The 26,711-nt window shown below is 71.3% G+C and carries 28 protein-coding genes and 3 pseudogenes; 12 read left to right on the forward strand and 19 right to left on the reverse strand.

Annotation, left to right across the window (positions count from 1 at the left end; translation table 11 throughout):
* Positions 1-153: 153 nt before the first annotated feature.
* The 5 genes and pseudogenes from A6A29_RS46460 to A6A29_RS14415 all read left to right on the forward strand — a co-directional run.
* A pseudogene (locus A6A29_RS46460) lies at positions 154-1,509 on the forward strand (MFS transporter); the annotation flags it as partial.
* Between the two features lie 177 nt (positions 1,510-1,686).
* Positions 1,687-2,103 (forward strand): annotated as a pseudogene (locus A6A29_RS46465) (pyridoxamine 5'-phosphate oxidase family protein); the annotation flags it as partial.
* A gap of 208 nt (positions 2,104-2,311) precedes the next feature.
* Positions 2,312-2,974, forward strand: a pseudogene (locus A6A29_RS46470) (HAD family hydrolase); the annotation flags it as partial.
* Positions 2,954-3,652, forward strand: a complete 699-nt coding sequence (locus A6A29_RS45800; protein ID WP_385730125.1) for an HAD-IA family hydrolase — start codon at positions 2,954-2,956, stop codon at positions 3,650-3,652. The pseudogene A6A29_RS46470 and the gene A6A29_RS45800, both read left to right, overlap by 21 nt.
* Complete coding sequence (locus tag A6A29_RS14415; RefSeq protein ID WP_073720463.1) at positions 3,649-4,455, forward strand: phosphotransferase; 807 nt, start codon at positions 3,649-3,651, stop codon at positions 4,453-4,455. The genes A6A29_RS45800 and A6A29_RS14415 overlap by 4 nt, the downstream gene beginning before the upstream one ends.
* Before the next feature lie 170 nt (positions 4,456-4,625).
* Here the strand turns inward: A6A29_RS14415 and A6A29_RS14420 are convergent, their stop codons facing one another.
* Together A6A29_RS14420 and A6A29_RS14425 are read right to left on the reverse strand one after the other, a co-directional pair.
* On the reverse strand, positions 4,626-5,279 hold the full coding sequence (locus tag A6A29_RS14420) for a TetR/AcrR family transcriptional regulator (protein WP_073720464.1): 654 nt from the start codon (positions 5,277-5,279) through the stop codon (positions 4,626-4,628).
* Between the two features lie 111 nt (positions 5,280-5,390).
* A complete protein-coding gene (locus tag A6A29_RS14425) occupies positions 5,391-6,161 on the reverse strand; it encodes a TetR/AcrR family transcriptional regulator C-terminal domain-containing protein (RefSeq protein ID WP_073720465.1) in 771 nt (256 codons plus the stop codon).
* A 98-nt stretch (positions 6,162-6,259) separates the two neighbouring features.
* Here A6A29_RS14425 and A6A29_RS14430 point away from each other — a divergent pair, with 98 nt between their 5' ends.
* Together A6A29_RS14430 and A6A29_RS14435 are read left to right on the forward strand one after the other, a co-directional pair.
* Positions 6,260-7,273 carry an ATP-binding cassette domain-containing protein gene (locus A6A29_RS14430; RefSeq protein ID WP_079182747.1) on the forward strand — a complete coding sequence of 338 codons (1,014 nt, stop codon included), beginning with the start codon at positions 6,260-6,262 and terminating at the stop codon, positions 7,271-7,273.
* Positions 7,266-8,039, forward strand: a complete 774-nt coding sequence (locus A6A29_RS14435; protein WP_073720466.1) for an ABC transporter permease — start codon at positions 7,266-7,268, stop codon at positions 8,037-8,039. Before A6A29_RS14430 ends, A6A29_RS14435 begins: the two co-directional genes overlap by 8 nt.
* 108 nt (positions 8,040-8,147) lie before the next feature.
* On the opposite strand, the gene A6A29_RS14440 is transcribed toward A6A29_RS14435, so the two are convergent.
* The 3 genes from A6A29_RS14440 to A6A29_RS14450 are packed head-to-tail and all read right to left on the reverse strand — an operon-like array spanning position 8,148 to position 11,142.
* A complete protein-coding gene (locus A6A29_RS14440) occupies positions 8,148-9,401 on the reverse strand; it encodes a GNAT family N-acetyltransferase (RefSeq protein ID WP_073720467.1) in 1,254 nt (417 codons plus the stop codon).
* A gap of 24 nt (positions 9,402-9,425) precedes the next feature.
* Positions 9,426-10,412 (reverse strand): asparaginase, encoded by a 987-nt coding sequence (locus A6A29_RS14445; protein ID WP_073720468.1) that lies wholly within the window; start codon positions 10,410-10,412, stop codon positions 9,426-9,428.
* A gap of 49 nt (positions 10,413-10,461) precedes the next feature.
* Positions 10,462-11,142 (reverse strand): RsiG family protein, encoded by a 681-nt coding sequence (locus tag A6A29_RS14450; RefSeq protein WP_073720469.1) that lies wholly within the window; start codon positions 11,140-11,142, stop codon positions 10,462-10,464.
* A 115-nt stretch (positions 11,143-11,257) separates the two neighbouring features.
* On the opposite strand from A6A29_RS14450, the gene dtd reads away from it, so the two are divergent.
* Positions 11,258-11,707, forward strand: a complete 450-nt coding sequence (gene dtd / locus A6A29_RS14455; protein WP_073720470.1) for a D-aminoacyl-tRNA deacylase — start codon at positions 11,258-11,260, stop codon at positions 11,705-11,707.
* 62 nt (positions 11,708-11,769) lie between these two features.
* On the opposite strand, the gene ygfZ is transcribed toward dtd, so the two are convergent.
* From ygfZ to A6A29_RS14485, 6 genes are all read right to left on the reverse strand, one after another.
* Entirely contained in the window at positions 11,770-12,735 is a 966-nt protein-coding gene (ygfZ, locus tag A6A29_RS14460) for a CAF17-like 4Fe-4S cluster assembly/insertion protein YgfZ (RefSeq protein WP_073720471.1), read from the reverse strand.
* 110 nt (positions 12,736-12,845) lie between these two features.
* A complete protein-coding gene (locus tag A6A29_RS14465) occupies positions 12,846-13,286 on the reverse strand; it encodes a Fur family transcriptional regulator (protein WP_073720472.1) in 441 nt (146 codons plus the stop codon).
* 46 nt (positions 13,287-13,332) lie between these two features.
* Positions 13,333-13,905 (reverse strand): FABP family protein, encoded by a 573-nt coding sequence (locus tag A6A29_RS14470; RefSeq protein ID WP_073720473.1) that lies wholly within the window; start codon positions 13,903-13,905, stop codon positions 13,333-13,335.
* Positions 13,906-14,140: 235 nt separating this feature from the next.
* Complete coding sequence (locus A6A29_RS14475) at positions 14,141-15,070, reverse strand: hypothetical protein (protein WP_073720474.1); 930 nt, start codon at positions 15,068-15,070, stop codon at positions 14,141-14,143.
* Positions 15,067-16,059 carry a hypothetical protein gene (locus A6A29_RS14480; RefSeq protein ID WP_338012873.1) on the reverse strand — a complete coding sequence of 331 codons (993 nt, stop codon included), beginning with the start codon at positions 16,057-16,059 and terminating at the stop codon, positions 15,067-15,069. The genes A6A29_RS14475 and A6A29_RS14480 overlap by 4 nt, the downstream gene beginning before the upstream one ends.
* A complete protein-coding gene (locus A6A29_RS14485) occupies positions 16,056-16,763 on the reverse strand; it encodes a hypothetical protein (RefSeq protein ID WP_241838465.1) in 708 nt (235 codons plus the stop codon). The genes A6A29_RS14480 and A6A29_RS14485 overlap by 4 nt, the downstream gene beginning before the upstream one ends.
* 225 nt (positions 16,764-16,988) lie before the next feature.
* On the opposite strand from A6A29_RS14485, the gene A6A29_RS14490 reads away from it, so the two are divergent.
* Positions 16,989-17,351 carry a DsrE family protein gene (locus tag A6A29_RS14490; RefSeq protein WP_073720476.1) on the forward strand — a complete coding sequence of 121 codons (363 nt, stop codon included), beginning with the start codon at positions 16,989-16,991 and terminating at the stop codon, positions 17,349-17,351.
* Between the two features lie 24 nt (positions 17,352-17,375).
* Here A6A29_RS14490 and A6A29_RS14495 read toward each other — a convergent pair whose 3' ends face one another.
* From A6A29_RS14495 to A6A29_RS14525, 8 genes are all read right to left on the reverse strand, one after another.
* A complete protein-coding gene (locus tag A6A29_RS14495) occupies positions 17,376-17,747 on the reverse strand; it encodes a DUF3099 domain-containing protein (RefSeq protein WP_385730094.1) in 372 nt (123 codons plus the stop codon).
* 139 nt (positions 17,748-17,886) lie between these two features.
* Positions 17,887-18,174, reverse strand: a complete 288-nt coding sequence (locus A6A29_RS14500) for a DUF1416 domain-containing protein (RefSeq protein WP_003968135.1) — start codon at positions 18,172-18,174, stop codon at positions 17,887-17,889.
* A gap of 55 nt (positions 18,175-18,229) precedes the next feature.
* The gene (locus A6A29_RS14505; RefSeq protein ID WP_073720478.1) at positions 18,230-19,069 is read right to left on the reverse strand and encodes a sulfurtransferase; all 840 of its coding nucleotides are present in this window, start codon (positions 19,067-19,069) and stop codon (positions 18,230-18,232) included.
* A 164-nt stretch (positions 19,070-19,233) separates the two neighbouring features.
* Positions 19,234-19,314, reverse strand: coding sequence for a putative leader peptide (locus A6A29_RS48015; protein WP_350310325.1), 81 nt, complete (start codon positions 19,312-19,314; stop codon positions 19,234-19,236).
* 274 nt (positions 19,315-19,588) lie between these two features.
* Positions 19,589-20,278: an LmeA family phospholipid-binding protein gene (locus A6A29_RS14510; protein ID WP_073720479.1), complete on the reverse strand. Its 690-nt coding sequence runs from the start codon at positions 20,276-20,278 to the stop codon at positions 19,589-19,591.
* A 201-nt stretch (positions 20,279-20,479) separates the two neighbouring features.
* Entirely contained in the window at positions 20,480-21,991 is a 1,512-nt protein-coding gene (locus tag A6A29_RS14515) for a hypothetical protein (protein WP_073720480.1), read from the reverse strand.
* Between the two features lie 10 nt (positions 21,992-22,001).
* Positions 22,002-22,256, reverse strand: coding sequence for a MoaD/ThiS family protein (locus A6A29_RS14520; protein WP_073720481.1), 255 nt, complete (start codon positions 22,254-22,256; stop codon positions 22,002-22,004).
* A 41-nt stretch (positions 22,257-22,297) separates the two neighbouring features.
* The gene (locus A6A29_RS14525) at positions 22,298-23,257 is read right to left on the reverse strand and encodes an alpha/beta hydrolase (RefSeq protein WP_079182748.1); all 960 of its coding nucleotides are present in this window, start codon (positions 23,255-23,257) and stop codon (positions 22,298-22,300) included.
* A gap of 273 nt (positions 23,258-23,530) precedes the next feature.
* On the opposite strand from A6A29_RS14525, the gene A6A29_RS14530 reads away from it, so the two are divergent.
* The 3 genes from A6A29_RS14530 (at position 23,531) to A6A29_RS14540 (ending at position 26,673) form a co-directional block, all read left to right on the forward strand.
* On the forward strand, positions 23,531-24,364 hold the full coding sequence (locus A6A29_RS14530) for a response regulator transcription factor (RefSeq protein WP_073720482.1): 834 nt from the start codon (positions 23,531-23,533) through the stop codon (positions 24,362-24,364).
* A 24-nt stretch (positions 24,365-24,388) separates the two neighbouring features.
* A complete protein-coding gene (locus tag A6A29_RS14535; protein ID WP_073720483.1) occupies positions 24,389-25,429 on the forward strand; it encodes a LacI family DNA-binding transcriptional regulator in 1,041 nt (346 codons plus the stop codon).
* A 146-nt stretch (positions 25,430-25,575) separates the two neighbouring features.
* On the forward strand, positions 25,576-26,673 hold the full coding sequence (locus A6A29_RS14540) for a S1C family serine protease (RefSeq protein WP_073720484.1): 1,098 nt from the start codon (positions 25,576-25,578) through the stop codon (positions 26,671-26,673).
* Positions 26,674-26,711 lie beyond the last annotated feature (38 nt).

A 26,711-nucleotide genomic window follows, 5' to 3' on the forward strand; every position in this document is an offset into this window, starting at 1 on the left:
TCCGCCGCCACCACCACCACCACCGACGCCCTGCCTGCACCCTCCGCACCGTCTTCACCCTCCGCACCGTCTTCACCCTCCGCACCGTCTTCACCCTCCGCACCGCCCACACCACGCGCCCGCAAGCTCGCCCTCGGGGTGATCGCCACGGGGATGCTGATGATCGTCCTCGACGGTTCGATCGTGACCGTGGCGATGCCGGCCATCCAGAGCGACCTGGGGTTCACCCCCGCCGGACTGAGCTGGGTGGTCAACGCGTATCTGATCGCGTTCGGCAGCCTGTTGCTGCTCGCCGGGCGGCTGGGCGACCTGATCGGGCGCAAGCGCATGTTCGTGGCCGGGACCGCCGTGTTCACCGCGGCCTCGCTGATGGCCGGCGCGGCCGCGAGCCCGGCGGTACTGATAGCCGCCCGGTTCCTCCAGGGCGTCGGCAGCGCGATGGCCTCCGCGGTCGGCCTGGGCATCCTCGTCACGCTGTTCACCGAACCCCGGGAACGGGCCAGGGCCATCGCCGTGTTCTCGTTCACCGGTGCGGCCGGGGCATCGATCGGACAGGTGCTCGGCGGCGTCCTCACCGATGCCCTCGACTGGCACTGGATCTTCTTCATCAACCTGCCGATCGGGCTGGCCGCCCTCGTGATCGCGCTCCGCGTCCTGCCCGCCGACCGCGGTTCCGGGCTCGCCGCCGGGGCGGACCTGATCGGCGCCCTGCTCGTCACCGCCGGGCTGATGCTGGGCATCCACACCGTCGTCAGGGCCGGGGAGTACGGGTGGACCTCGGCGCCCACGCTCGGCGAAGGCGCGCTCGCCCTGGCCATGCTCGCGGGTTTCGTCGTCCGCCAGACCACCGCCCGGACGCCGCTCATGCCGCTGCGCATCCTCCGGTCGCGCAGCGTCTCCGGCGCCAACCTGGTCCAAGTGCTCATGGTGGCGGCCCTGTTCGCGTTCCAGATCCTCGTCGCCCTCCACCTCCAGAAGGTGCTGGGATACGGGGCCGCCGAGACCGGACTCGCGATGCTCCCGGCCGCCGTCGCCATCGGAGCCGTATCGCTGGGCGCCTCGGCCCGGCTCAACGCCCGGTTCGGGGAGCGCACCGTTCTGCTGGCCGGTCTCGTCCTGCTGATCGGGGCCCTCGGTCTCCTCGCGCGGGTGCCGGTGCGAGCGGATTACGTCACCGATCTGCTCCCCGTGATGCTGTTGGCGGCAGGCTTCGGGCTCGCCCTCCCGGCACTGACCGCGCTCGGCATGTCAGGGGCGCGGGACGACGACGCGGGCCTCGCCTCAGGACTCTTCAACACCACCCAGCAGATCGGCATGGCGCTCGGTGTCGCGGTCCTGTCCACGCTGGCGGCGGGCCGGACCGACAGCCTTCTCGGCGAAGGCCACCGCCGGGCCAAGGCGCTGACCGGCGGCTACCACCTGGCGTTCACGGTCGGCGCGGGGCTCCTGGTCGCGGCGTTCGCGGTCGCGTTCGTCCTGCTGCGGGACACCCCGAACGCGGATGCCGCGAAGGCGGGCACGAAAGCGGAGGCAGACGCCGGGGCGGAGGCAGACGCCGAGCCCGGGGCCGCGCCCGCGCCCGACACCGCGACCACGACCACGACCGGGGCACAGGGTCCGGGTCAGGGCGAGGCGACACCGCGGAGCGGGCCCGCCCCGCGCGTCCTCACCGACAGCGAACTCTCCCGGCTGTTGGGCGAGCAGCAGTTCGGAGTCCTCGCGGGCGTCCGGTCCACCGGACACCCGCACCTGTCCACCGTCCTCTACCGCTGGGACGCCGACGAACGCGTCCTGCGCGTCTCCACGACCGTCGACCGCCTCAAGGCCCGCCAACTGCGCCGGAATCCACGCGCCGCGCTCCATGTCCAGGGTCCCGACGTCTGGTCCTTCGCCGTGGCCGAAGGAGAGGCGGAGGTGTCGCGGCCGACCACGGCACCCGGTGATGCGGTCGGCCGCGAGCTGCTCTCCCTGACCCCGGGTTTCGAGGGCCGGGCGGAGGAGGCGGCCTTCCTCGAACAGGTGGTGGAGGAGCGTCGCGTGGTGATCCGGATCAAGGTCTCCCGGCTGTACGGGACGGCCCTGGACCTTCCGGCCCAGGACTGAGAACCGGACCGGCGTCATGGGCCGGGTCCTGAACCCGGACCTGGAACCCGGACCCGGACCCCGGACCCGGAACCCGGCCGGCCGGCCGCTCGACGGAATCACCCCCGGATGGGAATCTGACCTGCCGGACGGGCCGGACCGACGAAGCTGCCGGCCCTGACGGACCTGGCGGACCCGGCAGACCTGCTGGACCTGCTGGACCCCCTGGATGCGGACCCGAAGCGCCGGACGGAGACCTGAAGTGACCGCGAAGTACGTCCTCCTCGATGTCGACGGCACCCTGATCGACGCCCTCGACAACCAGCGCCGGATCTGGGGCACCTGGGCCCGGCGATACGGGCTCGACCCCGACACGGTGTACCGCACGGCCCTGCGTACCCGGCCCATGGAGACCTTCGCCGAGGTCGCGCCGGACCGGGACCCGCACGCGTGTCTGGACCTGCTGCACACCCTGGAGGACGACGACGTACGCGACGGTGCGTACAGCGCCTTCGACGGCGCCGCGGACCTCCTGGCCGCCCTGCCTGCCGGGTCCTGGGCCCTGGTGACCTCCAACTATGAGCACCGGGTGCGCGGCCGGTTCACCCGTACGGGGCTGCCGCTGCCCGAGGTGATCGTGGACGCGGCCTCGGTCGAGGAGGGCAAGCCGTCCCCCGTGCCGTACCTGCTGGCGGCGAAGCGGCTGGGCGCCGACCCGGCGGACTGCCTGGTGATCGAGGACGCCCCGTCCGGGGTGCGGGCGGGGCTGGCGGCCGGGATGACCGTATGGTCGGTGAACTCCCCTGCCAACCAAGGTATTTCGACCGGCGCGCACCGCCACTTCACCACGCTGCGCGACGCGGTGGACGACATCCGCGCCTTCCGGTCCGGCGGACGCCCCTTCGACGCGGTGCTCTGCGATCTGGACAACGTGATCCGGTTCTACGACACAACGCGGCTGGCGGAGCTGGAGCGGGCCTCGGGCCTTCCGGAGGGCACGACCATGGAGGTGGCCTTCGCCCCCGAGGTCGATCTCCCCCTCCTCCTCGGCCGGATCACCACGGACGAGTGGGCGGAAGCCATCGCGCAAGGGCTGACGGACCGGGGAACGGATCGGGGGACGGACGCCGCGAAGGCTCCGGCGGACGGCCGGGTGACGGGCGAGCGGGCCCGCGAGCTGGGCCGGGCGCTCGCGCGTGCCCCGTTCCGGGCGGACGCCGAAGTGGTGGCGCTGCTGAGGCGGGCCAGGGCCCACGTCCCGCTGGTGCTCGTCACCAACGCCTCGCCCCAACTGGACCAGGACCTCGTCTCGTTGGGACTGACGGACCTGGCCGACCAGGTCGTGAGCAGCGCCGTGGAGGGCATGGCCAAGCCGGACCGGGCGATCTACGAGATCGCCGCCGCGCGGGCCGGCGTACCGAAGGAGCGCTGCCTGTTCGTGGACGACCGGCGCGAGAATGTCGAGGCGGCCGTCGCCCTCGGCATGACCGGCGTGCTCTTTCACGAACCGGTCGATCTGGAACGGGCGTTGGGGCCCGTCCTGAAGAGTGCGCCGCGGCGGAACGCATGAGCTGCCCCGAGGTGCTGTCCGGCGGTCTGGCCCATGCCGGTGCCGTCATCCGCCACGGGGACGTCGTGGAACGGCCCGCACCGCCGCACGCCACCGCCCTGCACGCCCATCTGCGGGCACTGGCCGCACGGGGCTTCGACGGGGTACCCACACCTCTGAGCATCGGCGCGCCCCTGGACATCGGTGGCTCCGGCCGTCGCGAACGGCTTTCCTACGTAGCCGGGGACGTCGCTGTCCCGCCGTATCCGTCCTGGGCGTGGACGGAGGGCGCGCTGCGTTCGGTGGGCGCGCTGCTCCGGGCTCTGCATGTGGCGACCGCGGCCGTGCCCCTCGACCGTACGGCCGGGTGGCCGACGGAACTTGCCGATCCGCAGGGGGCGGCGGACGGGGCGCTGCTCTGCCACAACGACGTGTGCCTGGAGAACGTGGTGTTCCGCGACGGCCGCGCCGCCGCCCTCATCGACTTCGACCTGGCCGCCCCCGGCCGACCGCTGTGGGATGTCGCGATGACGGCGCGCTACTGGGTGCCGATGTCGGGGCGCGACGGTCTCGATGCGCCGCACCGGCTCCGTGTGCTCGCCGAAGGCTACGGGCTGACTCGGGAGGACCGGGTCGCGCTGCCGGGCGTGATCGAGGAGGCCACCGGGGTCTGCCGGGCCTTCGTCGAGCGGCGCGTGGCGGGCGGGGATCCCGCGTATACGGAGGCACTTGAGGGAAAAGGCGGCTGGGAACGCTGGGACCGCCACCAGGCGTGGCTGTCCGCCCACCGGGAGAACCTGACCACGGCGCTACTGACCGATTGACGGGCCGACCAAATGACCGGCCCGACCTTCCGACCTGCTGACCTGCTGACCTGCTGACCTGCTGACCTGCTGACCGACAAGGTTGACCACCCGCCCGGCAAACAGCCCCACCGCCTCGGCGCACCGCCTCAGCACCGCCGCCTCAGCCACCCGCCTCGGCGCACCCGCCCTTACCGCTCCCGCTCCAGCCCCGCCCGTAGCTGTGCGAACGCCAGATCGGCCGCCCGTACCGCCCCCGCGTACACCTGCCCCGCGCTCTCCCCCGCGTCGATCCGCCGCCAGTTCGCCTCGGCGAGGATGCGCAGTACGGCGATGATCTGCCCGGCGGCGAGCCGCTCGGCGACCCCGTCCCCGCCCAGGGCGTGGGCGAGCGCCGCCTCGGAGCGCCCCTGGTACGCGTACAGGCGGGCCACCAGTGCCGGCGTCCCGTACAGCAGCCGGTGGAAGGCGAGCACCGCCGGGGCGTCGCAGAGGCCCGTCACCGGGTCCCGCTCCTCCAGCCCGGCCAGGAAGTGGCGGCGCAGCGCGGTCAGCGGTGTCTCCTCGTGCGCCCGCCCCGCGACGACCCTGGCCGCCTCGTCCTCATGGTCGGCGAACCGGTGCAGCGCCAGGTCCTCCTTGGTGGGGAAGTACCGGAAGAGCGTCGGCTTGGAGATGTCGGCCGCCGCCGCCACCTCCGCCACCGAGACCTTGTCGAAGCCCCGCTCCAGGAACATCGCGATCGCGGCGTCGGAGACCGCCTGATAGGTCAGCTGCTTCTTGCGCTCCCGCAGACCGACCGGCACATGCGCCGACGGCCCGGTTCCGGCCTTCTCTCCACTCATGACGACAAAGCCTACGCCCTTTACCTCAAGCGGACTTGACGTAGCGGACGACTACCTGCCGCCCCCCACCCCGCCTGCCCACCGCACCTGCCCACCGCACCCTCCCCGCCCCTATCGCCCCCGCTGATGGACGAGCGCCTCGATCCCGTCCAGCAGCCGGGCGAGGCCGAAGGTGAACTCGTAGTCGGGTTCGTCCGGCTCGCTCATCACGCCGGTGTCCAGCAGCCGGGAGAGCGCCGGATGCCGTACGGGATCGACGAGCCGCTTCACGGTGCGCTCGTACCCGGCCATGACCTCCTCGGGCGGAACGCCGCGCGCCTCGACGGCGGCGGCGATCTCGCTCATCAACAGCGCCTCGTTCCGCACGAATCCGGCGATGAGGAGGATCACCGAGATCTTGTCGCCCTCGGGCAGGCCACTGCTCTCCAGCGCCTGGAGCCCCTGCTCCCACCAGGCGACCGAGTGCGGGCTCGCGGGCGGGCCCGCGATCGGGATGCGCAGCATCCACAGGTTCCGGTGGAACATCCCGCGCTGCGCCCAGGCCCACTCGGAGACCGCCTCGCGCCAGCCCGCCCCAGCCTCCAGGGCGGGCAGCGGCGAGGGCGGGCCCATGGCCGCCTCCTGCATGAGGAGGAACAGCTCGTCCTTGGCGGAGACGTACCGGTAGAGCGACATCGTCGACGCGCCGAGATCCTTGGCCACGCGCCCCATCGACACGGCGGCGATCCCCTCGGACGCCGCCACCGCCACCGCCGCGGCCACGATCCGCTCCAGGCTCAGGCCCGGCTTCGGGCCCTTGACCGGGCGCTCGCGCAGCCCCCAGGCGGCCTCGATGCTGGCCGGCAGGTCGCCCGCTCCGGGCACGTCACTCTTCTCCGCCACCGAATCCCCATTTCCCTTTTTTCCCGATTCCCGGCCCGGCCCCGGTCCCCCGCTTGACCACCATCCTAGTTTTGCGTAATGCTTACACAGTAACGCGTATGACATACGCAGAAGGGGGACCGATCGTGATCATCGAGAGCGACAGAAGCCGACGGAGCGGCGCACAGGCCACGGGCCGGTACGCCATCGAGGCCCACGGCCTCACCAAGTCCTACGGAAAACCGGCGGTACGGGTCCTGGACGGCATCGACCTCGGCGTCGAACGTTCCACCGTGTTCGCCCTGCTCGGCCCCAACGGCGCGGGCAAGACCACCGCCGTCCGCATCCTCGCCACGCTCACCGCGGCGGACTCCGGCACCGCACGCGTGGCCGGGTACGACATCGTCGCCGAGCGCGACCGGGTACGCCGCTCCATCAGCCTCACCGGGCAGTTCGCCGCCGTCGACGAGACACAGACCGGCGAGGAGAACCTGCGCATGATGGCCCGGCTGACCGGCCTCTCCCGCAGCGCCGCCCGGCACCGGGCCGAGGAACTCCTCATCCGCTTCGACCTGACCGACGCGGCCCGCCGTCAGGCGCGTACGTACTCCGGGGGGATGCGCCGCCGGCTCGACCTGGCGGCCGGTCTCGTCGGATCGCCCGAACCCGGCGTCTTCTTCCTCGACGAGCCGACGACCGGGCTGGACCCGCGCAGCCGCCAGCAGCTCTGGCAGGTCGTCCGCGGGCTCGCCGAACGCGGCGCGACGATCCTGCTCACCACCCAGTACCTGGAGGAGGCGGACCAGCTCGCGGACCGGATCGCCGTCCTGAACAAGGGCCGGATCGTCGCCGAGGGGACCGCCGACAGCCTCAAGTCACGCGTCGCCGGGCACCGCCTCGATCTCGTCCTCACCAGCCGGGAGGCGTATCTCCGGCTGGCCGGACGGGCCGTCCACCACTCCCCCGAGACGCTCACCCTCGGCCTGCCCACGGACGGCACGGCGGCCCATGTCCGCGCCCTGCTGGACGAGATCGACCCCGCCCGCACGGAAGTGGCCCGCCTCACCGTGCACACCGCCACCCTCGACGACGTCTTCCTGGCCCTCACCACGGAGGTACCGGCCCATGTCTGACGCATCCGGAGCCCTCGGCCACGCGGCGGTCATGACCGGCCGCAGCCTGCGCATCAGCCGCCGCAACATCGACGCGGTCATCACCTCGATGATGCTCCCGATCATGCTGATGCTGATCTTCGTCTACTTCTTCGGCGGTGCGATCGACACCGGCACGCGGTACGACTCGTACGTCATGTACGTCGTCCCCGGAGTGCTGCTCCTGTGCGCCGGATTCGGCTCCGCCACGACCGCCGTGGCCGTCAGCGAGGACATGAAGGGCGGCATCATCGACCGCTTCCGCTCACTGGACGTGGGCGGTACGTTGGTGCTCGCCGGTCATGTGGTGGCGAGCACCGTACGCAACCTCGTCTCCACGACACTGGTCTTCGGCGTGGCCGTGCTGATCGGCTTCCGTCCGGCGGCCACCGCCACCGGCTGGCTCGCCGTGGCCGCCGTACTCCTGGCCTACATCGTGGCGCTGTCCTGGATCTCGGCGGCGATCGGCCTGCTCGCCCGGACCCCGGAGGCGGCGGGCGGATTCACGTTCTTCATGTCGTTCCTGCCGTACCCGAGCAGCGCGTTCGTGCCGATCGACTCGATGCCCGGCTGGCTGCACGGCTTCGCCGACCACCAGCCGATCACCCCGGCCATCGAGTCCCTGCGCGGCCTCCTGCTGAACCAGCCGGTGGGCAACACCCCCTGGATCGCGCTGACCTGGGCGGCGGGCATCCTGGTGGTGGCGGTGGCACTCTCGGGGGTGCTGTTCAGGGCCCGGACCCGATAGGACACGGCCACCGTACGCACCCCGACAGGACACCGGCACCGCACGCACCCCACGCTCACCGCCGCGGGCCCGGACCCCACGCTCAGCGCCGCGGGCCCGTACCGCGTCTCAGAACACGTCCGGGCACCAGGGCCGCCGCCCCGTCCGCAGCGCCAGTTCCGCCGTGTCCGCGGCGCCCGGCCGGTTCTCCTCGACCCGGCCCAGGTCCACCAGGCGCCGCACCGACTCGTCACCGAGGTACAGCGCACCCAACTCCCTTACGTCCAGGGTCAGATCGGCGCTCCTCGTGGTCGGGGCGCAGCTCGCACCGGACGGTGAGACGTCCAGCCGGAAACGGCCGCCCGCCAGGCCCGCGGAGTCGTGGATCTCCAGCACCAGATCGGCCTCGGCGGCGTACGTACGGGCCTCCATCGCGCGGGTGACGTCCAGGACACGCACCCACAGCCAGTCCGCCAGGGTGACGATGCGGGCGGCGCGGGGGTCCGGGAGGAGCAGGGGCAGCAGATCGTCGGGGGCCCGGTAGCCGGAGCGGACCGTGGTGATCCAGTCGATCGAGCAGACGAAGTGCCACAGCGCTCGTTCCGCCGCCGGGGTCGCCGCGATCAGCTGCCGCACGGTCGCCTTGTTCAACGGCTGCTTGCCATCGCCCCAGTTGTCGTCGGCGGAGTAGACGACGAGGCCGTCGACCTCACCGTCGGCGGCACGGTGGACCGCGTAGAACGGCTCGGTCCAGCCCTCGTACGCGGGGACGTCCACGCCGGTGCCGAGCTCCCACCAGCGCTCGTCCCGGCTGATGACACCGGGCCGTTGGGCGGCGAGGCGGGCATGCAGTGCGGGGCCCACCTTGCGTATCTCCGCGCCGTCGGCCATCTCGATCCTGCCGCCGCCGTCCGCCGCGGACGGGCCCGCCCAGCGGGGGTCGAGACCGGCCCTCGGGACGTCGATCTCCCACTCCGCGGTCCAGGTGGCCGGGCCGAACCCGTACCGGCCGTAGATCGGATACTCGGCGGCGATCAGCGTGGCGACCGGCTCACCGCGTTCCTTCGCCGCCGCCAGGTCCGCCGCCATCATCCGGCTCAGCAGCCCGCGGCGGCGGTGGGTGGGCGTCACCGTCACCCCGCTGATCGCGTCGGCCGGCACCGTCGCACCGCCGACAACGGTCAGTTCCTGGGCGAACGAGCGGAACGTCGCCACACACCGCCCGTCGTCGAACGCCCCCCGCACACGCGAGAGATCGGTGCGGGCCAGCCGCCCCGCGATCTCCTCCTCCGACGGCTTCGCGGCGCGCAGGAAGCCGATGCCCACGGCACGCATCCAGTCGGGGTACTCGGTGGCGGTAACGGTACGGACCTCAGGGCTCATGCCCCCACGCTAGGCATACGGCCGTCAGAATGTCGCACGGATTTCGCCGACCTCCGCCGCCCCGCCCAGGAGCGGCGCCCGGCCGATCCGGGACACCACCGGGGCGTCCACGCCGAGCAGTTCGAGCGTGCGGGCCAGCACCGGGCCGAGTGCCCGCCCCGAGCCGTCGTCGATCTTGAAGGCCAGCGCCCGGCCGTCCGCCAGCGCCACCGCCTGCACCGCCTCCGCCCCCATCTTCGAGAGCGTCCCCGGCACCTCCCGCATCAGCCAGGTGTCGGGACGCCGGGTACCCGCGACGTACTCGGGGTGCGCGCGCATCGCGTCCGCGACCCGGCGCTCCGCCGTCCCCGGCTCCGCCAGCACGAACGACCGGAACGCCCGCGCCAGCCCGACCAGGCCGATCGCCATCAGCGGGGCCCCGCAGCCGTCCGTGCCGACCGCCGCGACCGGCTCGCCCGCCGCCTCCTCGATCACCTGGTGCACCAGACGCTGGAGCGGGTGCGCGGGATCGAGGTAGGTCGCGGTGTCCCACCCGTTGTGTACACAGACCGCCAGCATCGCCGCGTGCTTGCCGGAGCAGTTCATCGTGATCCGCTCCCGGACGTGCCCGGCGGCGAGATACGCCTCCGCCTCCACCGGGTCCAGCGGAAGATCGGGCGGGGTCCGGAGGTCATCGGTGCTCAGCCCGTGCTCGGCCAGCATCGTCCGGGCGAGATCGAGGTGGAACCGCTCCCCCGAATGGCTCGCGGCGGCCAGTGCCAGCCGCTCCCCGGACAGGTCGAGCCCGGCCCGCAGGATCGCGGCGGCCTGCATCGGCTTGTTGGACGAGCGCGGGAAGACCGGCGCCGCCGGATCGCCGAGCGTCCACTCCACACTGCCGTCGGCGGCCAGCACGACCAGCGAGCCCCGGTGATGGCCCTCGGTGAACCCGGACCGTACGACCTCGGCCAGTACGGGCGGGGCGGGGGCTATGGCGGGGACGGTGTCGGAGGTGGCGCCGATCGACGTCATGGTGGCCTTCCGGGGACGGGGTGCGGGACCCGCGCCCGGAAGGATCGCTTCAGGCGAGCAGGTCGTCTACTTGTGCTTCCCCGTCACGGTACCTGCGGGCGATCTCCGCGCTGCAATCGTCCGCGGTGCGCTGGAGCTGGTGACGGCGCCGGGAAACCTGCTGCTCATAGCGGATGAGCCGCCCCATCGCCGTGTGCAGTTCCTCGTCCGTCCGGGCGTCCAGGTCGGAGAGCTCGACCTCGGCGAGCGTCTCCGCGGCCAGCCGGCGGTACTCGTCGCTGCGCGGCGTGGTCAGCGTGACGTGCCGGGCGGAGGTGCGGTGCCGGGACGGGGCGTCTGCCAGGATCTCGGAGAGCCGGTCCACCACCGGCGTCTCGGGGTCCCTGCGGCGGGCCAGCTCGGCCCGCAGGATGTCGATGCGGCCCTGCACCAGCCGGCGTACGTAGCTGAGGTCGGCCTCGTCGCGCTGCGCGTCGCGGCGCAGCGCCCGCAGTTCCGGCAGCCGCAGCCCGGCGAACCCGGCGGGCGGGCCGTCCTCCCCGGCCGCGGCCGTCGCCACCGGCGACACCGCCTGTTCGGGTACGGACCCGGCGGGCACGGCCCCCGGTCCGGCCGGGGGCGGGGGCACGGGGCCCGGCCCCGGTACGCTCCGCTGCACGGGTGGCCGCATGGTGCTGGCGCGTGGCACCGGTACGGCACCGGGAGATTGTCCGGCTCCATATGTACTCATGCTGTTCCGTCCCCTCAACCGGTGCGTCGGCACACCGCCATCGTGCATCGTGCCACCTGCCGGGGGGCCCACGCTGGTGATCTGTACCCGTTCAGCCCAAGATAGGTTGGTCTGTATGCGTGCAGTGATACAGAGAGTGGACGGCGCGAGCGTCACCGTGGCAGGCGCCGCGGACGACCCGTCGGGGACCGGAATCGTCGGCGAGATCGTCGGCGAAGGACTGTGTGTGCTGGTGGGGGTCACCCATGGGGACACCCCGGAGAAGGCCGCGCAGCTCGCCCGCAAGCTCTGGTCGGTGCGTGTCCTGGAGGGCGAGAAGTCCTGTTCGGATACGAATGCCCCCCTCCTGGTGATTTCCCAGTTCACTCTCTACGGGGACGCCCGGAAGGGCCGCAGGCCCACCTGGAACGCCGCCGCGCCCGGCGAGATCGCCGAACCGCTGGTCGACGAGGTGGTGGCGCAACTGCGGGCGCTCGGCGCACATGTGGAGACGGGCCGGTTCGGTGCGGACATGCGCGTCTCGCTCACGAACCACGGCCCGTTCACCGTACTGATCGAGGTGTAGCGGTACGGGGGTGCGGGGGCACCCCCCGCACCGGCGGCGGTGGACGCCGGTGCGTAGGGGAACTACGGCTCGACGACCGTCTCCTGGGCGGCGGCCGTGTCCCCCGCGATCAGCTCCGCGTCCACGGCCACGTTCCGCTTCACCAGTGCCAGGGCGATCGGGCCCAGCTCGTGGTGGCGGGCCGAGGTGGTGATGAAGCCGAGCTGCCGCCCCTCCGCCCCGTCGGCCGCCAGCCGCACCGGCGTGCCGTGTCCGGGCAGGTGCACCTCGCTGCCGTCCAGGTGCAGGAAGACCAGCCGGCGCGGCGGCTTCCCCAGGTTGTGGACGCGGGCGACGGTCTCCTGGCCCCGGTAGCAGCCCTTCTGGAGGTGGACGGCGGTGCCGATCCAGCCCAGCTCGTGCGGAATGGTGCGGTGGTCGGTCTCGAAGCCGATGCGCGGGCGGTGCGCCTCGACGCGCAGCGCCTCGTACGCCAGGATGCCCGCCGCCGGACCGTGCCCGGCGGCGTACGTCTCCAGGTCCGCGCGGGGCAGGAACAGGTCCCGGCCGTGCGGCGTCTCCCGTACGGCGACGCCTTCGGGCACCTCGGCGATGGAACCGGCCGGCAGATGGACGACGGCGATGTCCTCGGTACGGTCGGCGACCTCGACCCGGTAGTAGAACTTCATCGACTCCAGGTAGGCGATGAGCTCGCCCTGCGTCTCCGGTTCGACATGCATCCACACCCGCTCGCCGTCGTCGACGAGGTACATGGCGTGCTCGATGTGCCCGTTCGAACTCAGGATCAGCGCCTCGGTGGCCTGACCGGGGGCGAGGTCGCTGACATGCTGGGTGAGCAGCAGATGGAGCCAGCTCAGCCGGTCGTCGCCGCTGACGGTGACGACGCCCCGGTGGGAGAGGTCGACGAAACCGTTGCCGTCGGCGAGGGCGCGTTGCTCGCGGAACAGGTCGCCGTAGTGCGCGGCAACACCTTCGTCGCGGCCCTCGGCGGGGACTGCGCCGGGCAGGGACAGCAGGGGGCTCTTCATGCGCCCAGCCTACGACCCGGCGGCGGACGGCCACCCCGGCCGGGCACCGGGCCTTTGTACCTAGGACCCGACCAGGATCTATTCGGCTGTGCCCAGGACCCGGCCAGGATTTATTCGGCGGCGGGGGAGTTCGCCTTCGCGGTGCAGTCGGCACAGCGGCCGAAGATCGCGAAGTGCTTCATGTCGGTCTCGAAGCCGAAGCTGTCCCGGAGCTTGGCGGTGAAGTCGGCGACCACGTCGACATCGGCCTCGATGACGTCCGCGCAGTCCCGGCAGACCAGATGGATGTGGTGATGGCGGTCGGCCAGGTGGTACGTCGGAGCGCCGTGCCCGAGATGGGCGTGGCTGACCAGCCCGAGCTCCTCCAGGAGCTCCAGGGTCCGGTACACGGTGGAGATGTTCACGCCGGACGCGGTCCGGCGCACCTCGCAGAGGATGTCGTCGGGCGTCGCGTGTTCCAGTGCGTCGACGGCCTCCAGGACGAGCTGACGCTGAGGCGTCAGCCGGTAGCCACGCTGCCGAAGATCGGTCTTCCAGTCGGTGCTCACCACAGGGCCAGTGTAGGTCCGGGTGAGCACCTTCCCGCAGCTTCGCGGACTACTTGAAGAACGCGATGCCGTCGTCCGGCATGTCTTCGAGGTTCCGCGCCATCTCGGCGACCTCTTCCGGGGTGACGACCTTCTTCAGGTGCGCCGACATGTAGGGGCGCAGTTCGACCTCGGGGGTGGACTTCTCGCCGACCCACATCAGGTCGCTCTTCACATACCCGTAGAGACGCTTTCCGCCGCTGTACGGGCCGGAGGCCGCCGTACGGGCCACCGCGTCGGTGACCAGGTCGATCTGCGGCTTCTGGTTCGCCAGCTCGCCGTACCAGATCTCGACGATGCCCTGGTCACGGACCATGACGACCTCGACCTTGCGGTCCTTGTCGATGCGCCAGTAGCCGGACTCGGACTCCAGCGGCCGGACCTGATTGCCCTCCTCGTCCAGCACCCAGGTGTGCGAGACGTACTCCAGGAAGTCCCGGCCGTCGTGGCTGAAGGTGACCTCCTGGCCGAAGTTGCACTTCTCGGCACCGGGGAAGTCGGACACACCCGCGCCCGCCCAGTTGCCCAGGAGGAAGGCCAGCGGGACGAGGTCCGGGTGGAGGTCGGACGGAATCGAGATCATGGGCGTCTCAGACGATCTGTGAGGGAGCGGAGGAGTTCTACGAGGGTCAGCGCTGGCCCTGGTACAGCTTCTTCACGGTCACACCGGCGAACGCGAGCACGCCGACGCAGACCAGGATCAGCAGGGCGGAGAAGAATGCCTCAAGCACGGGGGCTCCTCGGAACGAGCGAATGGCGGCAGTACAGGGCCGGGCCCCAGCCTAATGGGTAGGGGCCCGGCTCTCTCGTTCAGGTCCTCAGCCGAGCAGCTGGTTCTGCAGGATCAGCGACTGCTGGAACGGGATGCGTGCCGTCTCCTCCTTGCCCTTACGGGTGTGGATGACCAGCGCGAGGGTGTCGCCCGCGACGGAGTACGCCTGGCGGACGTGCTCACCGCCGAAGGGGGCCTTCTCGCTGAACACATACGGCGTGACGCCCGGGACCTTGTCCGCGGCGTTCCAGGACTCGTCCAGCTCCATCACGTCGGTGCCGGCGATCGGGATGCCGGCCGAGACCCCGACGTACAGGTCGTCTCGCAGCGCCCCCGCGAAGCCCGCGGAGTTGAACCGGAGCAGATAGGTCCGGGACACGGTGCCGTCCGGCATGGTCCAGCCCCGGGCCGCGATGTGCCGCAGGGCCGAGTCCTTGAGGAGCTGGGACAGCGCGTCCCGCTTGTCCTCCCGGAACTCCGCGAGGAACTGCCCGGTGGGGACCCAGTCCCCGGTCAGCTTCTTGTCCGCCGTCGCTCCGGCCGGGGCGGGCAGCAGCAGTTTCCGCAGGTCCGCGTGGTGCACCTCGGCGGGATTGCCGTCGCTGAACGGTCGCGGAGAACCGGCCGGGAGCGCAGGGAGCGACAGCGTCGGGTAGTCCCAGCGCCCGTCGCCCTCGGTGGCGAGCCCCGGCACGTCGGTGCGCTCCATCGACGCGAGACCGAGGGCCGTACCGGTGCCGACCGAGCCGAGCACCAGCACGGCGGCGGTCCAGCGCGCCACGGCCCGCAGCACACGCCGCGGCGGCTTCGGCCCCTGCGGCGGGGCGGCGGGAGGGGCCCCCGGTACGGGAGGTGCCGTCGCGGGTATCTCCGCAGCGGGTATCCCCGCAGCGGTCTCCGGCGCGGACACGGGCACCTCGGGCGCGGACGCGGGCGCCTCGGGCTCCGGTGTCGCCGTCACCGTCTGCTCGGTCATACGTACTCCCCCGGAGACTTGATGTGGTCGAGCTGGTCCTTCACCAGATCGGCGACGTCGGACATGCTGAACGGCTCGCTGCCGTTCGTCGTGACGGAGACGTACGCCTCCCCGTCGTAGGCGAGGCAGAACACCCCGTCGAGCTTGTTCTTGCCGTCCTTCGGCATCCGGTAGCAGGTGGCCTTCTTGTGGCCCTCGATCCTCGGCCCCTTCCGGAAGCCCCCGAAGGAGTCCATCAGTTCCTTCTGACCTGCGTACGTGTCGTGGACGGCCTTCTTGTCCCGCATCTTCGAGATGCGGATCTCGACGGTCAGGTCGTTGGCGTCCGAGGTGTACGAGCGCTGCGCGACGCCCCGGATACGGAGGCGGTCGATGCGCTTGTCCAGCTCCCGGCGCTGCTTGCCCGCCAGGCCGCGGCCCATTTCCTTCATGGCTGCCGTGGCCTTCTTGCCGCTCGTCTCGCTGTCGTTGCCGAACTCGCCGATGTCCGGGCCGAGCCGGTACCCCTTGGGGACCGGGAGCAGCAGTTTGCTGAGTTCGGTGGTGGCCCGGCCGCGGTCGGGGCCGCCGGCCGGGTCCTCGGCGGGCTTGTCCCCGGTCTTCGCCCAGACGGACGTGGTGACGGTGCGGTCGGCGCCGTCCACGGTGCTCTTGGTGTACGCGGCGGCGCCACCGACCGCGCCGAGGACCAGGACGAAGGGCAGCGCGGTGAGGACCAGCCGCCGCGCCCTGCGGGGCGGGGCCGGAAGGCCGTTCAGTTCGGAGCCATTCCGCTCGGCACCGTTCAGTTCGGAGCCATTCCGCTCGGCGCCGTTCTGTACGGCACCGTTCTGTACGGCACCGTTCTGTACGGCACCGTTCTGTACGGCACCGTTCTGTACGGCACCGTTCTGTACGGCACCGCTCTGTACGGCACCGTTCTCCGGGCTCGGGCCGGGAGTCGTCGGGTCGTTGTCCGGGCTCGTGCCGCGGCTCATCTCGTCGTTCACAGCCGCTCCAGCTGTCGCTCGGCCAGCTTCCGGATGTCCTTCTTGCTGATCGGCGTGGTGTCGAAGATGTTGATGTCGAGCATGATGTCGCCGCGCAGCGCCAGGGCCCTGGCGCGGTAGGACGGCATGTAGCCCGCCTTCCGCTCGACCTTGAACAGGTAGTAGCGGCCCTTGCCGCTGCCCTTGATCGGGTCGCCCTCGTTGCCCGCGCCGTCCTTGTCGAACGGCATGTACTCCAGCTGACCGTAGAAGTGATCGCTCGCGCCCAGCTGCGATCCGGAGCGGAACTGGACGAGGTTGACGGCGGTGTCCCGGTACTGCCCCTGGCGCCACGCGGCCGACGCGACCCGGCGGAAGTCGCCCTCGGCCATCGTCTCGAACATGTAGTCCTCGCTGTCGAAGTCCCGGGCATACGTGTCGAACGGCGTCCAGCCGTCGTCGATGCGCAGTTCCAGGACCGACCTCTTCGCGCCCTTGGGCCGGTCCACCAGCAGCTTGCGCAGGTCACCGTCCGTCGTGACCTGCCGGTCCTGCGCGACGGGCAGCGGGGCCGGGACCTTGTCCGCGGGCAGCGGCTTCGCCGGGTAGCCGAGGCCCGACTGCGACAGCGCGGCCAACGGGGTCGGTGCGCGCTCGGCCTGGATGCCGTAACCGACGGCGGCGCCACCGGTGATGCCGAGCAGCGCGGCGGCGGCGATGAGCAAGGTCGTACGTCCGCGCGGACGTGGGCGTACGGCAGTGTCAGCAACAACGGGAGTGACAGGAGCGACGGGAGCGGAAGGTGGCTCGGTCGGTACGTCAGGAATGGTGTTGTTCAGTTCCAAAAGGGTCCCCCCACGAGACCTGAGGCGCAGATTCCGTTACCTGCGCACACAACTGACCCACAGGTACCGAAAGAGGTTGCCCACCCGACGATTACAGTTCGGCATATGCCAAAGAAGCTTGTGATCAAGGTGACCGCCGGGGCCGATTCCGCCGAGCGCTGCTCCCAGGCCTTCACCGTGGCGGCCGTGGCCGTCGCCAGCGGTGTGGAGGTCTCGCTCTGGCTGACCGGAGAATCCTCCTGGTTCGCCCTGCCGGGGCGCGCCGCCGAGTTCGAGCTGCCGCACGCCGCGCCGCTGCCCGACCTGATCGATTCGATCCTGGCGGGCGGTCGCGTCACGCTCTGTACGCAGTGCGCGGCCCGGCGCGACATCAGTGAGAAGGACGTACTGGAGGGCGTACGGATCGCGGGCGCCCAGGTCTTCGTGCAGGAGGCCATGGCGGACGGCACCCAGGCCCTCGTCTACTGAGGTCCCACCGCCGCCGGGAGGCTCCTACCGGCGGCGCTTCTTGCCGTCGAGTTCGTCCCACCACTCGTCGGACTTCGCATCGCCGGACGGGTCGTCCCACCAACGGTCCTCCGGGCCTCGCCGGTTGGCGACTATCGCCGCGATCGGCGGGATGACCATGGCGACCACGCACATCCCGATGGCGACCGGCATCGACCAGAGGCGTACGACGGCCCAGGCGGAGACGAAGAGGACGATGCATCCGCCCATCATCAGGAAATAGCCGCGACGGCGCCGGGCGTACATGTCTCCAGCGTAGGCCCGATCCGGTGCGCGGCCCAGGCGAACGGCGCGAAGGGCCGCACCCCTGCTCAGGTGGCGTCCAACCCCCTGGGGTGCGGCCCTTCGGCCGGTCATGCGTCGTGCGTCGTACCGCCGCGTGGTACCACCGCGTACTTCTGCGTCGTACCGCCGCGTACTTCTGCGTCGTATCGCCGCGTACTACCGCGTTGTGCGTCGCGTGGCACTACTGCGTCGTGCGTCGCGTCGGCCGGAGCTAGACGGCGATCGCGACCTCGGAGAGGCCACCGGTCTGCGCCACGACCGTACGGTCGGCGCTGCCGCCCGGAACCAGGGCGCGAAGCGTCCAGGTGCCTTCGGCCGCGTAGAAGCGGAACTGCCCGGTCGCCGAGGTCGGGACCTCGGCGGTGAACTCGCCGGTCGAGTCCAGCAGGCGCACATAGCCGGTGACGGGCTCGCCGTCACGGGTCACGCTGCCCTGGATGGTGGTCTCGCCGGGCTTGATCGTCGAAGCGTCGGGGCCGCCGGCCTGTGCTCCACACATGGTGTTCTGTCCTTCTGGTCGGGGTCCTGCTGAACGGTTGAGCGGTCCTGCGGAACTACTTGGCGGCGCCGAGCTCGATCGGCACGCCCACGAGGGAGCCGTACTCGGTCCACGAACCGTCGTAGTTCTTGACGTTCGCCTGGCCGAGCAGCTCGTGCAGCACGAACCAGGTGAGCGCGGAGCGCTCACCGATGCGGCAGTACGCGATGGTGTCCTTCGCCAGGTCGACCTGCTCGGCCTCGTAGAGGGCCTTGAGCTCGTCGTCCGACTTGAAGGTGCCGTCGTCGTTGGCGTTCTTCGACCACGGGATGTTGCGGGCGCTGGGCACGTGGCCGGGGCGCTGCGACTGCTCCTGCGGGAGGTGCGCCGGTGCGAGCAGCTTGCCGCTGAACTCGTCGGGCGACCGCACGTCGACCAGGTTCAGGCTGCCGATGGCCTTCACGACGTCGTCGCGGTAGGCGCGGATCGACTCGTCCTGGGGCTTGGCCTTGTACGAGGTGGCCGGGCGGGACGGAACGGCGTCGACCAGGTCGCGGGAGTCGAGCTCCCACTTCTTGCGGCCGCCGTCGAGGAGCTTGACGCCCTCGTGGCCGTACAGCTTGAAGTACCAGTACGCGTACGAGGCGAACCAGTTGTTGTTGCCGCCGTAGAGGACGACGAGCGTGTCGTTCGCGATGCCCTTCTCGGACAGGAGCTTCTCGAAGCCGGCCTGGTCGATGAAGTCACGGCGGACCGGGTCCTGGAGGTCCGTGGTCCAGTCGATCCGGATCGCGTTCTTGATGTGGTTCTTCTCGTACGCGGAGGTGTCCTCGTCGACCTCGACGATGGCGACCTTCGGGTCGTCGATGTGGGCTTCGACCCAGTCGGCGTCTACCAGGACGTCACTGCGGCTCATGTGGTTCTCCTCCGGGGCAGTCTGCGGCGGGGTGGTGCGGAGTGCGGAGTGCGGGTGCGGGATGTACGCGCGACATGCACGGAGCGCGGCGCGTACGAGGCGCGGGCTCGGCCCTGACCGTGGTCGAGGAGCCGGGGGGAAACAGGACGCCGGGAACGTCCCGCTCAGAAGGTGCGACAGAGCATGGCGGCGACGCGGCAGAGGTCCACTGCCCGCCGCTTCGTGAGATCCGCCTGTCGCTTCATGTGTCCGATCGTAGGGAGGTACGGGCGGAGATGTCACCGTCGTGTCGGATGATGAGACGGGATCGTCCGCCATCCGAGACGTGAGCAGCGTGACCGAGGGATCGGAGCCACGCTCCGGCGGTGTGCGCCCGGCGTCCATCTGAGGACCGGACAGGAACGTCTCAATATCTGGATCGACTGCGGGCCTGGGGCGGCCTGGGCCGCCACGGACTACGGGTCCGGGGCCGCCTGGGCCACCACGGACTGCGGGTCCGGGGCTGCCGTCGCCGGTCCGTCAGCCCGTGAGCGCGACGTTCGAGCCCGTGACCGAGATCTCCAGGCCGTCCCGGGTCACCTCGACCTTCTCCAGCTTCAGACCGTCCGGCAGCCCGCCGATCTCCCGCTCGAAGTCGGTCTTCCCGCGGACCAGATCCTCCAGACCGGGAATGCCCTCGCCCGGGACCTTGTCCGCGTGCACCCGGATGGTCCTGCCGTCGACGAGGGTGACGGTGGAGAGGACGCTGCGCGAGACCGGGCGGCCGAGGATGCCGACCGTGCCGGTGACCTTCACCTTGCCGTCGCCGCCGTACTCGACGGCGACGTCGTCGTTGGCCGCCGAGGTCAGGTCCTCGTAGTTGACGACGGCCGTACCGGTGGCACGGGCGGCCGTGGCGCTGGAGTAGCCGGAACCCAGGGTCACGTCGTGCAGCTGGGCCCGCATCTCGCTGATCCGGATCGCGCGGCCACCGGCGCTGGCCCTGATCCCGGTGAGCTTGACGTCCACCTGGTCGAACCGTGAACCGGCGACCTGCGTCAGGAACGGGAAGCCCTTGATCGAGACGTCCGTCGAACCGGCGCTGCCCCCGGTGATCCGGACCCGGCCCTCGGCCTCGGACTCCGCGAAGTACACGGCGGCACGGTCGACGGCGACGAAGGCACCGCCCAGCACCACCAGGACGATCAGCAGTATTCGCAGTGCACGCATGCCCGTTGCTCCCCACCCTGACCCGACCGGACCCCCGTGGGACCCCGATCGGACCCCTGGCGCCCGTGAGCCTACTTGCGGCCGCACGGGACACCCGGGGTGATCGACGTTCAAAGACCCCCCATCGGTTCCCGCGGCATCGCCCCCGTACACACGGCGCCCGCCGAACTCATGGCCCCGCCCGTACGCACGGGATCACCGTCAAACGATCACGCGGCCGATCACATACACCGCGGGAGCCGCGGCGGTCAGCGGCAGCGCCACTCCGGCCGTCATGTGCACGAACCGGGACGGGTAGTCGTAGCTCGCCACCCGCAGCCCGATCAGCGCGCAGCCACCGGCCACCAGCCCGAGGAACGCGGCCTTCGTACCGAAGTCCGTGAACCCGCCCATCGCGAGACCGGCTCCCGCGGCGACGAGCAGCGCCACCACGACCGACGCGGCTCCCGGCAGGGGCAGCGCCCTGACGAGCACGGCGGCCGCGACCGCCACCCCGCCCACCGTCACGGCGTCCGGGACGGCCGCCAGATGCCCGGCGGCGAGCACGGCGAGGGCGGCGGACACGACGGTGGCCATCAGCCCGTACATCCGCTCGTCGGCGCCCGCGTGGCTGCGCAGTTGCAGGACGACCGTGAGCAGCACCCAGACACCCAGGGTGCCCAGCAGGGCGGCGGGACCGTTCTCCCGGCCGGCCGCGAGCAGCGCCACGTCCGCGACGAACCCGCCCGCGAAGGCGAGCGCGATGCCCTGGCGGGCCGGCCACATGCCGTTGAGCCGGAACCACCCGGCGGCCGTCACGGCCTGGAGCAGGACCAGGGGGACGACCAGGGCGTACTGCCCGATCGCGGCACCGAGGGCGAGGAGCAGGCCGAGCCCCGCGGTGATCGCGGCGGGCTGCATGCCCGGCGCGATGATCGGCGAACGGCCTTCGGCGCGGGCCCGCTGGGCGTCGGTGACCCGGCTGTTGCCGAGGGTGGTGGGCGCGCTGAACCCGGAGGCGTCCCGCGGCGCGGAGGCTCCGGCGGGCGAAGCGGGCGCGGGCGCGGGAGCCGGGGCGGCAACCGATGTGTCCGGTACCTCGGGCGGCAGCGGGTACGAGCCCGAGTCGCCCTGCGGCGGCAGATACGCAGCATCCGTGGCGGCGGCCGGGTGCTGGTGCTGGTGCTGGTGCTGCGGGTGTCCCTGCTGCCCCTGGTACTGCTGCTGGGACTGCTGGGGCTGCTGGGGCTGCTGGGGCTGAGGCTGGGGGCGCTGCTCCGGGTACTCCTGATGAGCCTGGTGCTGAAGCGGCTGCTGAGGCTGAAGCGGCTGGATCGTCGGCTGGTACTGGGTGTCCCAGGTCTGCGCCTGCCAGGTCTGCGTCGCGCCCTGGTCGAAGGCCCCCGGCTCCGACTGCCCGGTGGGCCACTGGGCCGCTGCGGCCCCGGTGGCGCCCGTGTCGCCCGCGTGGGGCTCGTACGCGCCGTACGGGGCCTGGCCACCGCACGACTGCTGAGGCTGGGGGTGCTGGGGGTGCTGCGGCTGGGGGTGCTGCTGGAACTGCTGCGGCTGTTGCCCGTACACGGGGGCGCCCTGGGCCGGATCGCCGTAGGACTGTCCTTCGTACGGCTGCTGTCCGTCGTACGGCTGCTGTCCTTCGTACGGCGGGGACTGCTGCCCGTCGTACGGCTGCTCACCGTACGGATGCGGATACTGCTGATCGTTGCTGCTCATGGTCTGCGGTTCACCCTCCTGCGAACGGCGGGAGCACCTCGACCGTGCCGCCCTCGGCAAGCCGTACGGTCTCATGGCCACGGGTCCCGACGGGGTCACCGTCGATCAGGAACGAACACCTTCGCAGTACGCGGGCCAGCTCACCGGGGTGCCGTTCGCGCACCGCGTCGAGCGCCTCGGCGAGTGTCGCCGCCGCGTACGGTTCCTCCGCGGTCCCCGCGGCGGACTTGGCCGCAGCCCAGTAACGGATCGTTCCCGTCGCCATGGCGCCACCCCTTTCCTCGTGCGTCAGCTGTCCATGATGGGTCACGCCGCGACCGCCCAGTCGGCGATACGGGCGAGCAGGGCGTCGTCGGACGCGTTCTCCGCGTGCCCCATCCCCCGCTCCAGCCACAGGTCCGCGCCGCCCTCACCGGCCGCCGCGGCGAGCGCCCGCGGGTGGTCGAGCGGGAAGTACGGGTCCTGGTCGCCGTGCACGACCAGCAGCGGGGCGGGGGCGATCAGCGGGACCGCGCCGACCGGGGAGAGCGGTACGGGGTCCCAGGCCGCGCTGTCGATCCGGGTGCCGAAGCCGTAGCGGCCGACGAGCCGGCCCGTGGGACGCGTGACCACCCAGTGCAGGCGCCGCATCGGGGCCGTACCCCGGTAGAACCAGCGCGCGGGGGCACTCACCGCAACCACCGCGTCGGCGTGCGCCTCCATGCGCCGCTCGCACGCCGGTACTCGAACGGCCGAATCGTTTCGTATCACATCGTGGACGGAATCCGGTCCCGCATTCCGGGCCTGAATCGGGGTCGCGTCATCCGTGTACAGGGCACCGTGCCGGAGCGCCACGGAGCCGCCCATCGAGAAGCCGACCGTAACGATCCGCCGGTGTCCCAGCGAGCGCGCCCAGGCCACCGCGGCGGCCAGATCCCGTACCTCCCGGTCGCCCACCGTCGAGCGCCCGCCGGACCGCCCGTGCCCCCGAAAAGAGAACGTGATCACGGCCGCACGCTGGGAGAACACCTGAGCCGCCCGCCGCACGGCGGGCCGGTCCAGATGGCCGGTGAAGCCGTGCGCGACGACGATCGCCGTAGTGGCCCGAACCCGCTCCCGCGCACCGTCCCCCGCCCCCTCCCCCGCAGCCGCGAAACCCGCCGTGCACGGTTCGTACACCGCCTCGACCGCGACCCCGTCATCGGTCAGCAGTGTGGTGCGGCGGGGGTTCGGCGTGAGGAAGGAAACAGAAGAACTCAGGAATCGACCCTCGGACACAGAACTCATGTGGGTTATTCTGCTGCGATGAGGATCCGGGCAATGCAGCCCCCGGGTCCTTTTGTGCTTTCCACCCGTTGTTACGCAGACGTTTCAACAAGCTCAGCGGTCCCAGGGCGCGGGACCGCACCGTAAAACCCGCATGACCGTACGAAGCAGTGCCGCATACTCCCCCGGGTCCGACCCGGGAGTGCCCCTCTCGCAGGGAACGAGGAGGACCGACGTAATGGGCGAGCGAACCGTGCAAGACGATCGACCGACGAACCGGGCAGGTGGGCGGCGATGAGTTCACTGCTGCTTCTGACCAACGCACTTCAGCCGTCGACGGAGGTGCTCCCCGCCCTCGGCCTCCTGCTGCACAGCGTGCGGGTGGCCCCCGCCGAAGGACCCGCTCTCGTCGACACCCCGGGTGCCGACGTGATCCTCATCGACGGGCGCCGCGACCTTCCACAGGTGCGTTCGCTCTGTCAGCTGCTGCGGTCCACCGGACCCGGCTGTCCGCTGATCCTCGTGGTCACGGAGGGCGGTCTCGCCGCCGTCACCGCCGACTGGGGCATCGACGACGTCCTGCTGGACACGGCGGGCCCGGCGGAGGTCGAGGCCCGGCTGCGGCTGGCCACCGGTCGCCGGCAGATCACCTCCGACGACTCCCCGATGGAGATCCGCAACGGCGACCTCTCGGTCGACGAGGCGACGTACAGCGCCAAGTTGAAGGGCCGGGTCCTGGACCTGACCTTCAAGGAGTTCGAACTGATCAAGTACCTCGCCCAGCACCCGGGCCGCGTCTTCACCCGCGCCCAGCTGCTCCAGGAGGTGTGGGGCTACGACTACTTCGGCGGTACGCGGACGGTCGACGTCCACGTCCGGCGGCTGCGCGCCAAGCTGGGCCCCGAGCACGAGTCGCTGATCGGCACCGTGCGCAACGTCGGTTACCGCTTCGTCGCCCCGGAGAAGGTGGAGCGCGCCGCCGAGGAGGCGAAGGCGCAGGAGGCCAAGGACCGCGCGGCGAAGGTCCGGGCGGCGGTGGTGACGGCCACCGAAGCCGTGACCCGTTCGGCTCAGCCGCCCAAATCGGAGCTCCCGGAAGAAGCCCCGGTCCGACCTGCCAAGAGGTAGGTCCATCCGCGTAGACTGCCGCGCGTGGCCAAGGTGACGCGGGACGATGTGGCGAGACTGGCGGGTACGTCGACCGCAGTCGTCAGTTATGTCATCAACAACGGACCCAGGCCGGTCGCCCCGGCCACGCGCGAGCGGGTGCTCGCCGCGATCAAGCAGTTGGGATACCGGCCCGACCGGGTCGCCCAGGCCATGGCCTCGCGGCGCACCGACCTCATAGGCATGATCGTTCCGGACGCGCGCCAGCCGTTCTTCGCGGAGATGGCGCACGCGGTCGAACAGGCCGCCGCCGAACGCGGAAAGATGGTCCTCGTCGGCAACTCCGACTACCGCGACGAGCGCGAGGTCCACTATCTGCGGGCCTTCCTCGGTATGCGCGTCTCCGGCCTGATCCTGGTCAGCCAGGGACCCAGCGAGCGGGCCGCGGCCGAGATCGAGGCATGGGACGCCCGCGTCGTGCTGCTCCACGAGCGGCCCGAGGCGATCGATGACGTCGCGGTGGTGACGGACGACGTCGGCGGCGCGCAGCTGGCCACCCGCCACCTGCTGGAGCACGGCAACGCGTACGTGGCCTGCCTCGGCGGTGTGGAGTCGACCCCGGCGGTCGGTGACCCGGTCGCCGACCACGTCGAGGGCTGGCGCCGGGCGATGCACGAGTCGGGGCGTTCGACGGAGGGCCGGCTGTTCCAGGCCCCGTACAACCGTTACGACGCCTACCAGGTGGCGCTCGGGCTGCTGGCGGGCCCGGACCGGCCCCCGGCGATCTTCTGCGCGACGGACGACCAGGCCATCGGGGTGCTGCGGGCGGCCCGCGAGCTGCGGATCGATGTGCCCGGGGAGCTCGCGGTCGCGGGCTTCGACGACGTGAAGGAAGCCGGTCTCACCGACCCGCCGCTGACGACGGTCTTCTCGGACCGCCCGGCGATGGCGCGGGCGGCCGTGGACCTGGTCCTGGACGACGCGCTGCGGGTCTCGGGCTCGCGCCGGGAGCGGCTGAAGCAGTTCCCGTCGGCGCTGGTGGTGCGGCGCTCGTGCGGGTGCGGGGAACCGACGCCCGAGCGGTAGACCCACCGGGAGGCGACGGTCCGGGGCGGGCGGCCCGGGAGGCAGGCGGTCCGGGGCGGGCCCTTTATTTCGGACATACACGGTTCTGCCGGGCTTCTCAGGACGTATTCAGGCTCTTCTCATGTTCGCTGGCCACTCTCGTAGACATGACCGAGAGCCACCGCCCGAGCGGCGAATACCCGACGTACCCCTCGTACCCGACGGACCCCTCGTCACCTTCGTCCTCCGCCTCGTCACCCTCGTCACCCTCGTACCCGACGGACCCCTCGCACGGGTACGCCGGCGGGGCCTCGTCCTACCCGCCGCCGCCCGCGTACGAGCCCGAGCAGCCGAAGCCCCGTCGCCGGGCGAGGCGGCCCGTCGCGCTCCTGGCGGCGGTGGCGATCGTCGCGGCGGTGGTCGGCGGCGGAAGCGCGGCCCTGGTCGGACAGCTGACCGACAGCGGTACGACCGGCTCCGGCTCCTCCGGCGTCGTCAACGGCACCACCGTCTCGCAGAGCAGCGCGGGCACCGTCTCCGGAGTCGCGGCAGCCGTGTCCCCGGCGATCGTCGAGATCGGCGCGACCTCGACGGCGGGCCAGTCCACCGGCTCCGGCGTGGTCATCACGGGCGACGGCGAGATCGTCACCAACAACCACGTCATCTCCGGCGCCTCCGAGATCAAGGTGACGCTCTCCACCGGCAGGACGTACACCGCCGATGTCGTCGGCACCGACGCCGACAAGGACCTCGCGCTGATCAAGCTCCAGGGCGCGAGCGGGCTGAAGACGGCTTCGCTCGGCGACTCCTCCGCTGTGAAGGTCGGCGACCAGGTCGTGGCGATCGGCTCCCCCGAGGGCCTGACCGGCACGGTCACCAGTGGCATCGTCTCCGCGCTCGACCGCGACGTCACGGTGGCCAAGGACGACGACTCCGGCAACGGCCAGGGGCAGGACCAGCGTCAACAGGGCGGCGGGCAGTGGCCGTTCGAGTTCGGCGGGCAGCAGTTCAACGGCGACACGGGTACGTCGAAGACCACGTACAAGGCCCTCCAGACCGACGCCTCCCTCAACCCGGGCAACTCCGGCGGCGCGCTGATCAACATGAACGGCGAGATCATCGGCATCAACTCCGCGATGTACTCGCCCAGCTCCGCGAGCGGCACGGGCGGCTCCGCCGCGGGCAGCGTGGGCCTCGGCTTCGCCATCCCCGTCAACACGGTCAAGGCCGACCTGGACACCCTGCGGTCCGGCGCCGGCTCCTGATCACCGGTCCAGGTGCTGACCGTGCGAGGCTGAGAGCA

Source organism: Streptomyces sp. TSRI0281 (assembly GCF_001905125.1).
Classification (GTDB): Bacteria; Actinomycetota; Actinomycetes; order Streptomycetales; family Streptomycetaceae; genus Streptomyces.

Bases quoted from the DNA above. Each gene is read 5' to 3' on its own strand.
- ygfZ (WP_073720471.1), bottom strand. From the start codon at position 12,735: ATGAAGAGCCCCCTGCTGTCCCTGCCCGGCGCAGTCCCCGCCGAGGGC.
- A6A29_RS14520 (WP_073720481.1), bottom strand. From the start codon at position 22,256: ATGGCGACGGGAACGATCCGTTACTGGGCTGCGGCCAAGTCCGCCGCG.
- A6A29_RS14450 (WP_073720469.1), bottom strand. From the start codon at position 11,142: ATGAGTACATATGGAGCCGGACAATCTCCCGGTGCCGTACCGGTGCCA.
- A6A29_RS14490 (WP_073720476.1), top strand. From the start codon at position 16,989: ATGCCAAAGAAGCTTGTGATCAAGGTGACCGCCGGGGCCGATTCCGCC.
- dtd (WP_073720470.1), top strand. From the start codon at position 11,258: ATGCGTGCAGTGATACAGAGAGTGGACGGCGCGAGCGTCACCGTGGCA.
- A6A29_RS14445 (WP_073720468.1), bottom strand. From the start codon at position 10,412: ATGACGTCGATCGGCGCCACCTCCGACACCGTCCCCGCCATAGCCCCC.
- A6A29_RS14510 (WP_073720479.1), bottom strand. From the start codon at position 20,278: ATGCGTGCACTGCGAATACTGCTGATCGTCCTGGTGGTGCTGGGCGGT.
- A6A29_RS14515 (WP_073720480.1), bottom strand. From the start codon at position 21,991: ATGAGCAGCAACGATCAGCAGTATCCGCATCCGTACGGTGAGCAGCCG.
- A6A29_RS48015 (WP_350310325.1), bottom strand. From the start codon at position 19,314: ATGAAGCGACAGGCGGATCTCACGAAGCGGCGGGCAGTGGACCTCTGC.
- A6A29_RS14495 (WP_385730094.1), bottom strand. From the start codon at position 17,747: ATGACCGGCCGAAGGGCCGCACCCCAGGGGGTTGGACGCCACCTGAGC.
- A6A29_RS14505 (WP_073720478.1), bottom strand. From the start codon at position 19,069: ATGAGCCGCAGTGACGTCCTGGTAGACGCCGACTGGGTCGAAGCCCAC.
- A6A29_RS14540 (WP_073720484.1), top strand. From the start codon at position 25,576: ATGACCGAGAGCCACCGCCCGAGCGGCGAATACCCGACGTACCCCTCG.
- A6A29_RS14440 (WP_073720467.1), bottom strand. From the start codon at position 9,401: ATGAGCCCTGAGGTCCGTACCGTTACCGCCACCGAGTACCCCGACTGG.
- A6A29_RS14530 (WP_073720482.1), top strand. From the start codon at position 23,531: ATGAGTTCACTGCTGCTTCTGACCAACGCACTTCAGCCGTCGACGGAG.
- A6A29_RS14470 (WP_073720473.1), bottom strand. From the start codon at position 13,905: ATGATCTCGATTCCGTCCGACCTCCACCCGGACCTCGTCCCGCTGGCC.
- A6A29_RS14415 (WP_073720463.1), top strand. From the start codon at position 3,649: ATGAGCTGCCCCGAGGTGCTGTCCGGCGGTCTGGCCCATGCCGGTGCC.
- A6A29_RS14475 (WP_073720474.1), bottom strand. From the start codon at position 15,070: ATGACCGAGCAGACGGTGACGGCGACACCGGAGCCCGAGGCGCCCGCG.
- A6A29_RS14435 (WP_073720466.1), top strand. From the start codon at position 7,266: ATGTCTGACGCATCCGGAGCCCTCGGCCACGCGGCGGTCATGACCGGC.
- A6A29_RS14500 (WP_003968135.1), bottom strand. From the start codon at position 18,174: ATGTGTGGAGCACAGGCCGGCGGCCCCGACGCTTCGACGATCAAGCCC.
- A6A29_RS14430 (WP_079182747.1), top strand. From the start codon at position 6,260: ATGACATACGCAGAAGGGGGACCGATCGTGATCATCGAGAGCGACAGA.
- A6A29_RS14420 (WP_073720464.1), bottom strand. From the start codon at position 5,279: ATGAGTGGAGAGAAGGCCGGAACCGGGCCGTCGGCGCATGTGCCGGTC.
- A6A29_RS14525 (WP_079182748.1), bottom strand. From the start codon at position 23,257: ATGAGTTCTGTGTCCGAGGGTCGATTCCTGAGTTCTTCTGTTTCCTTC.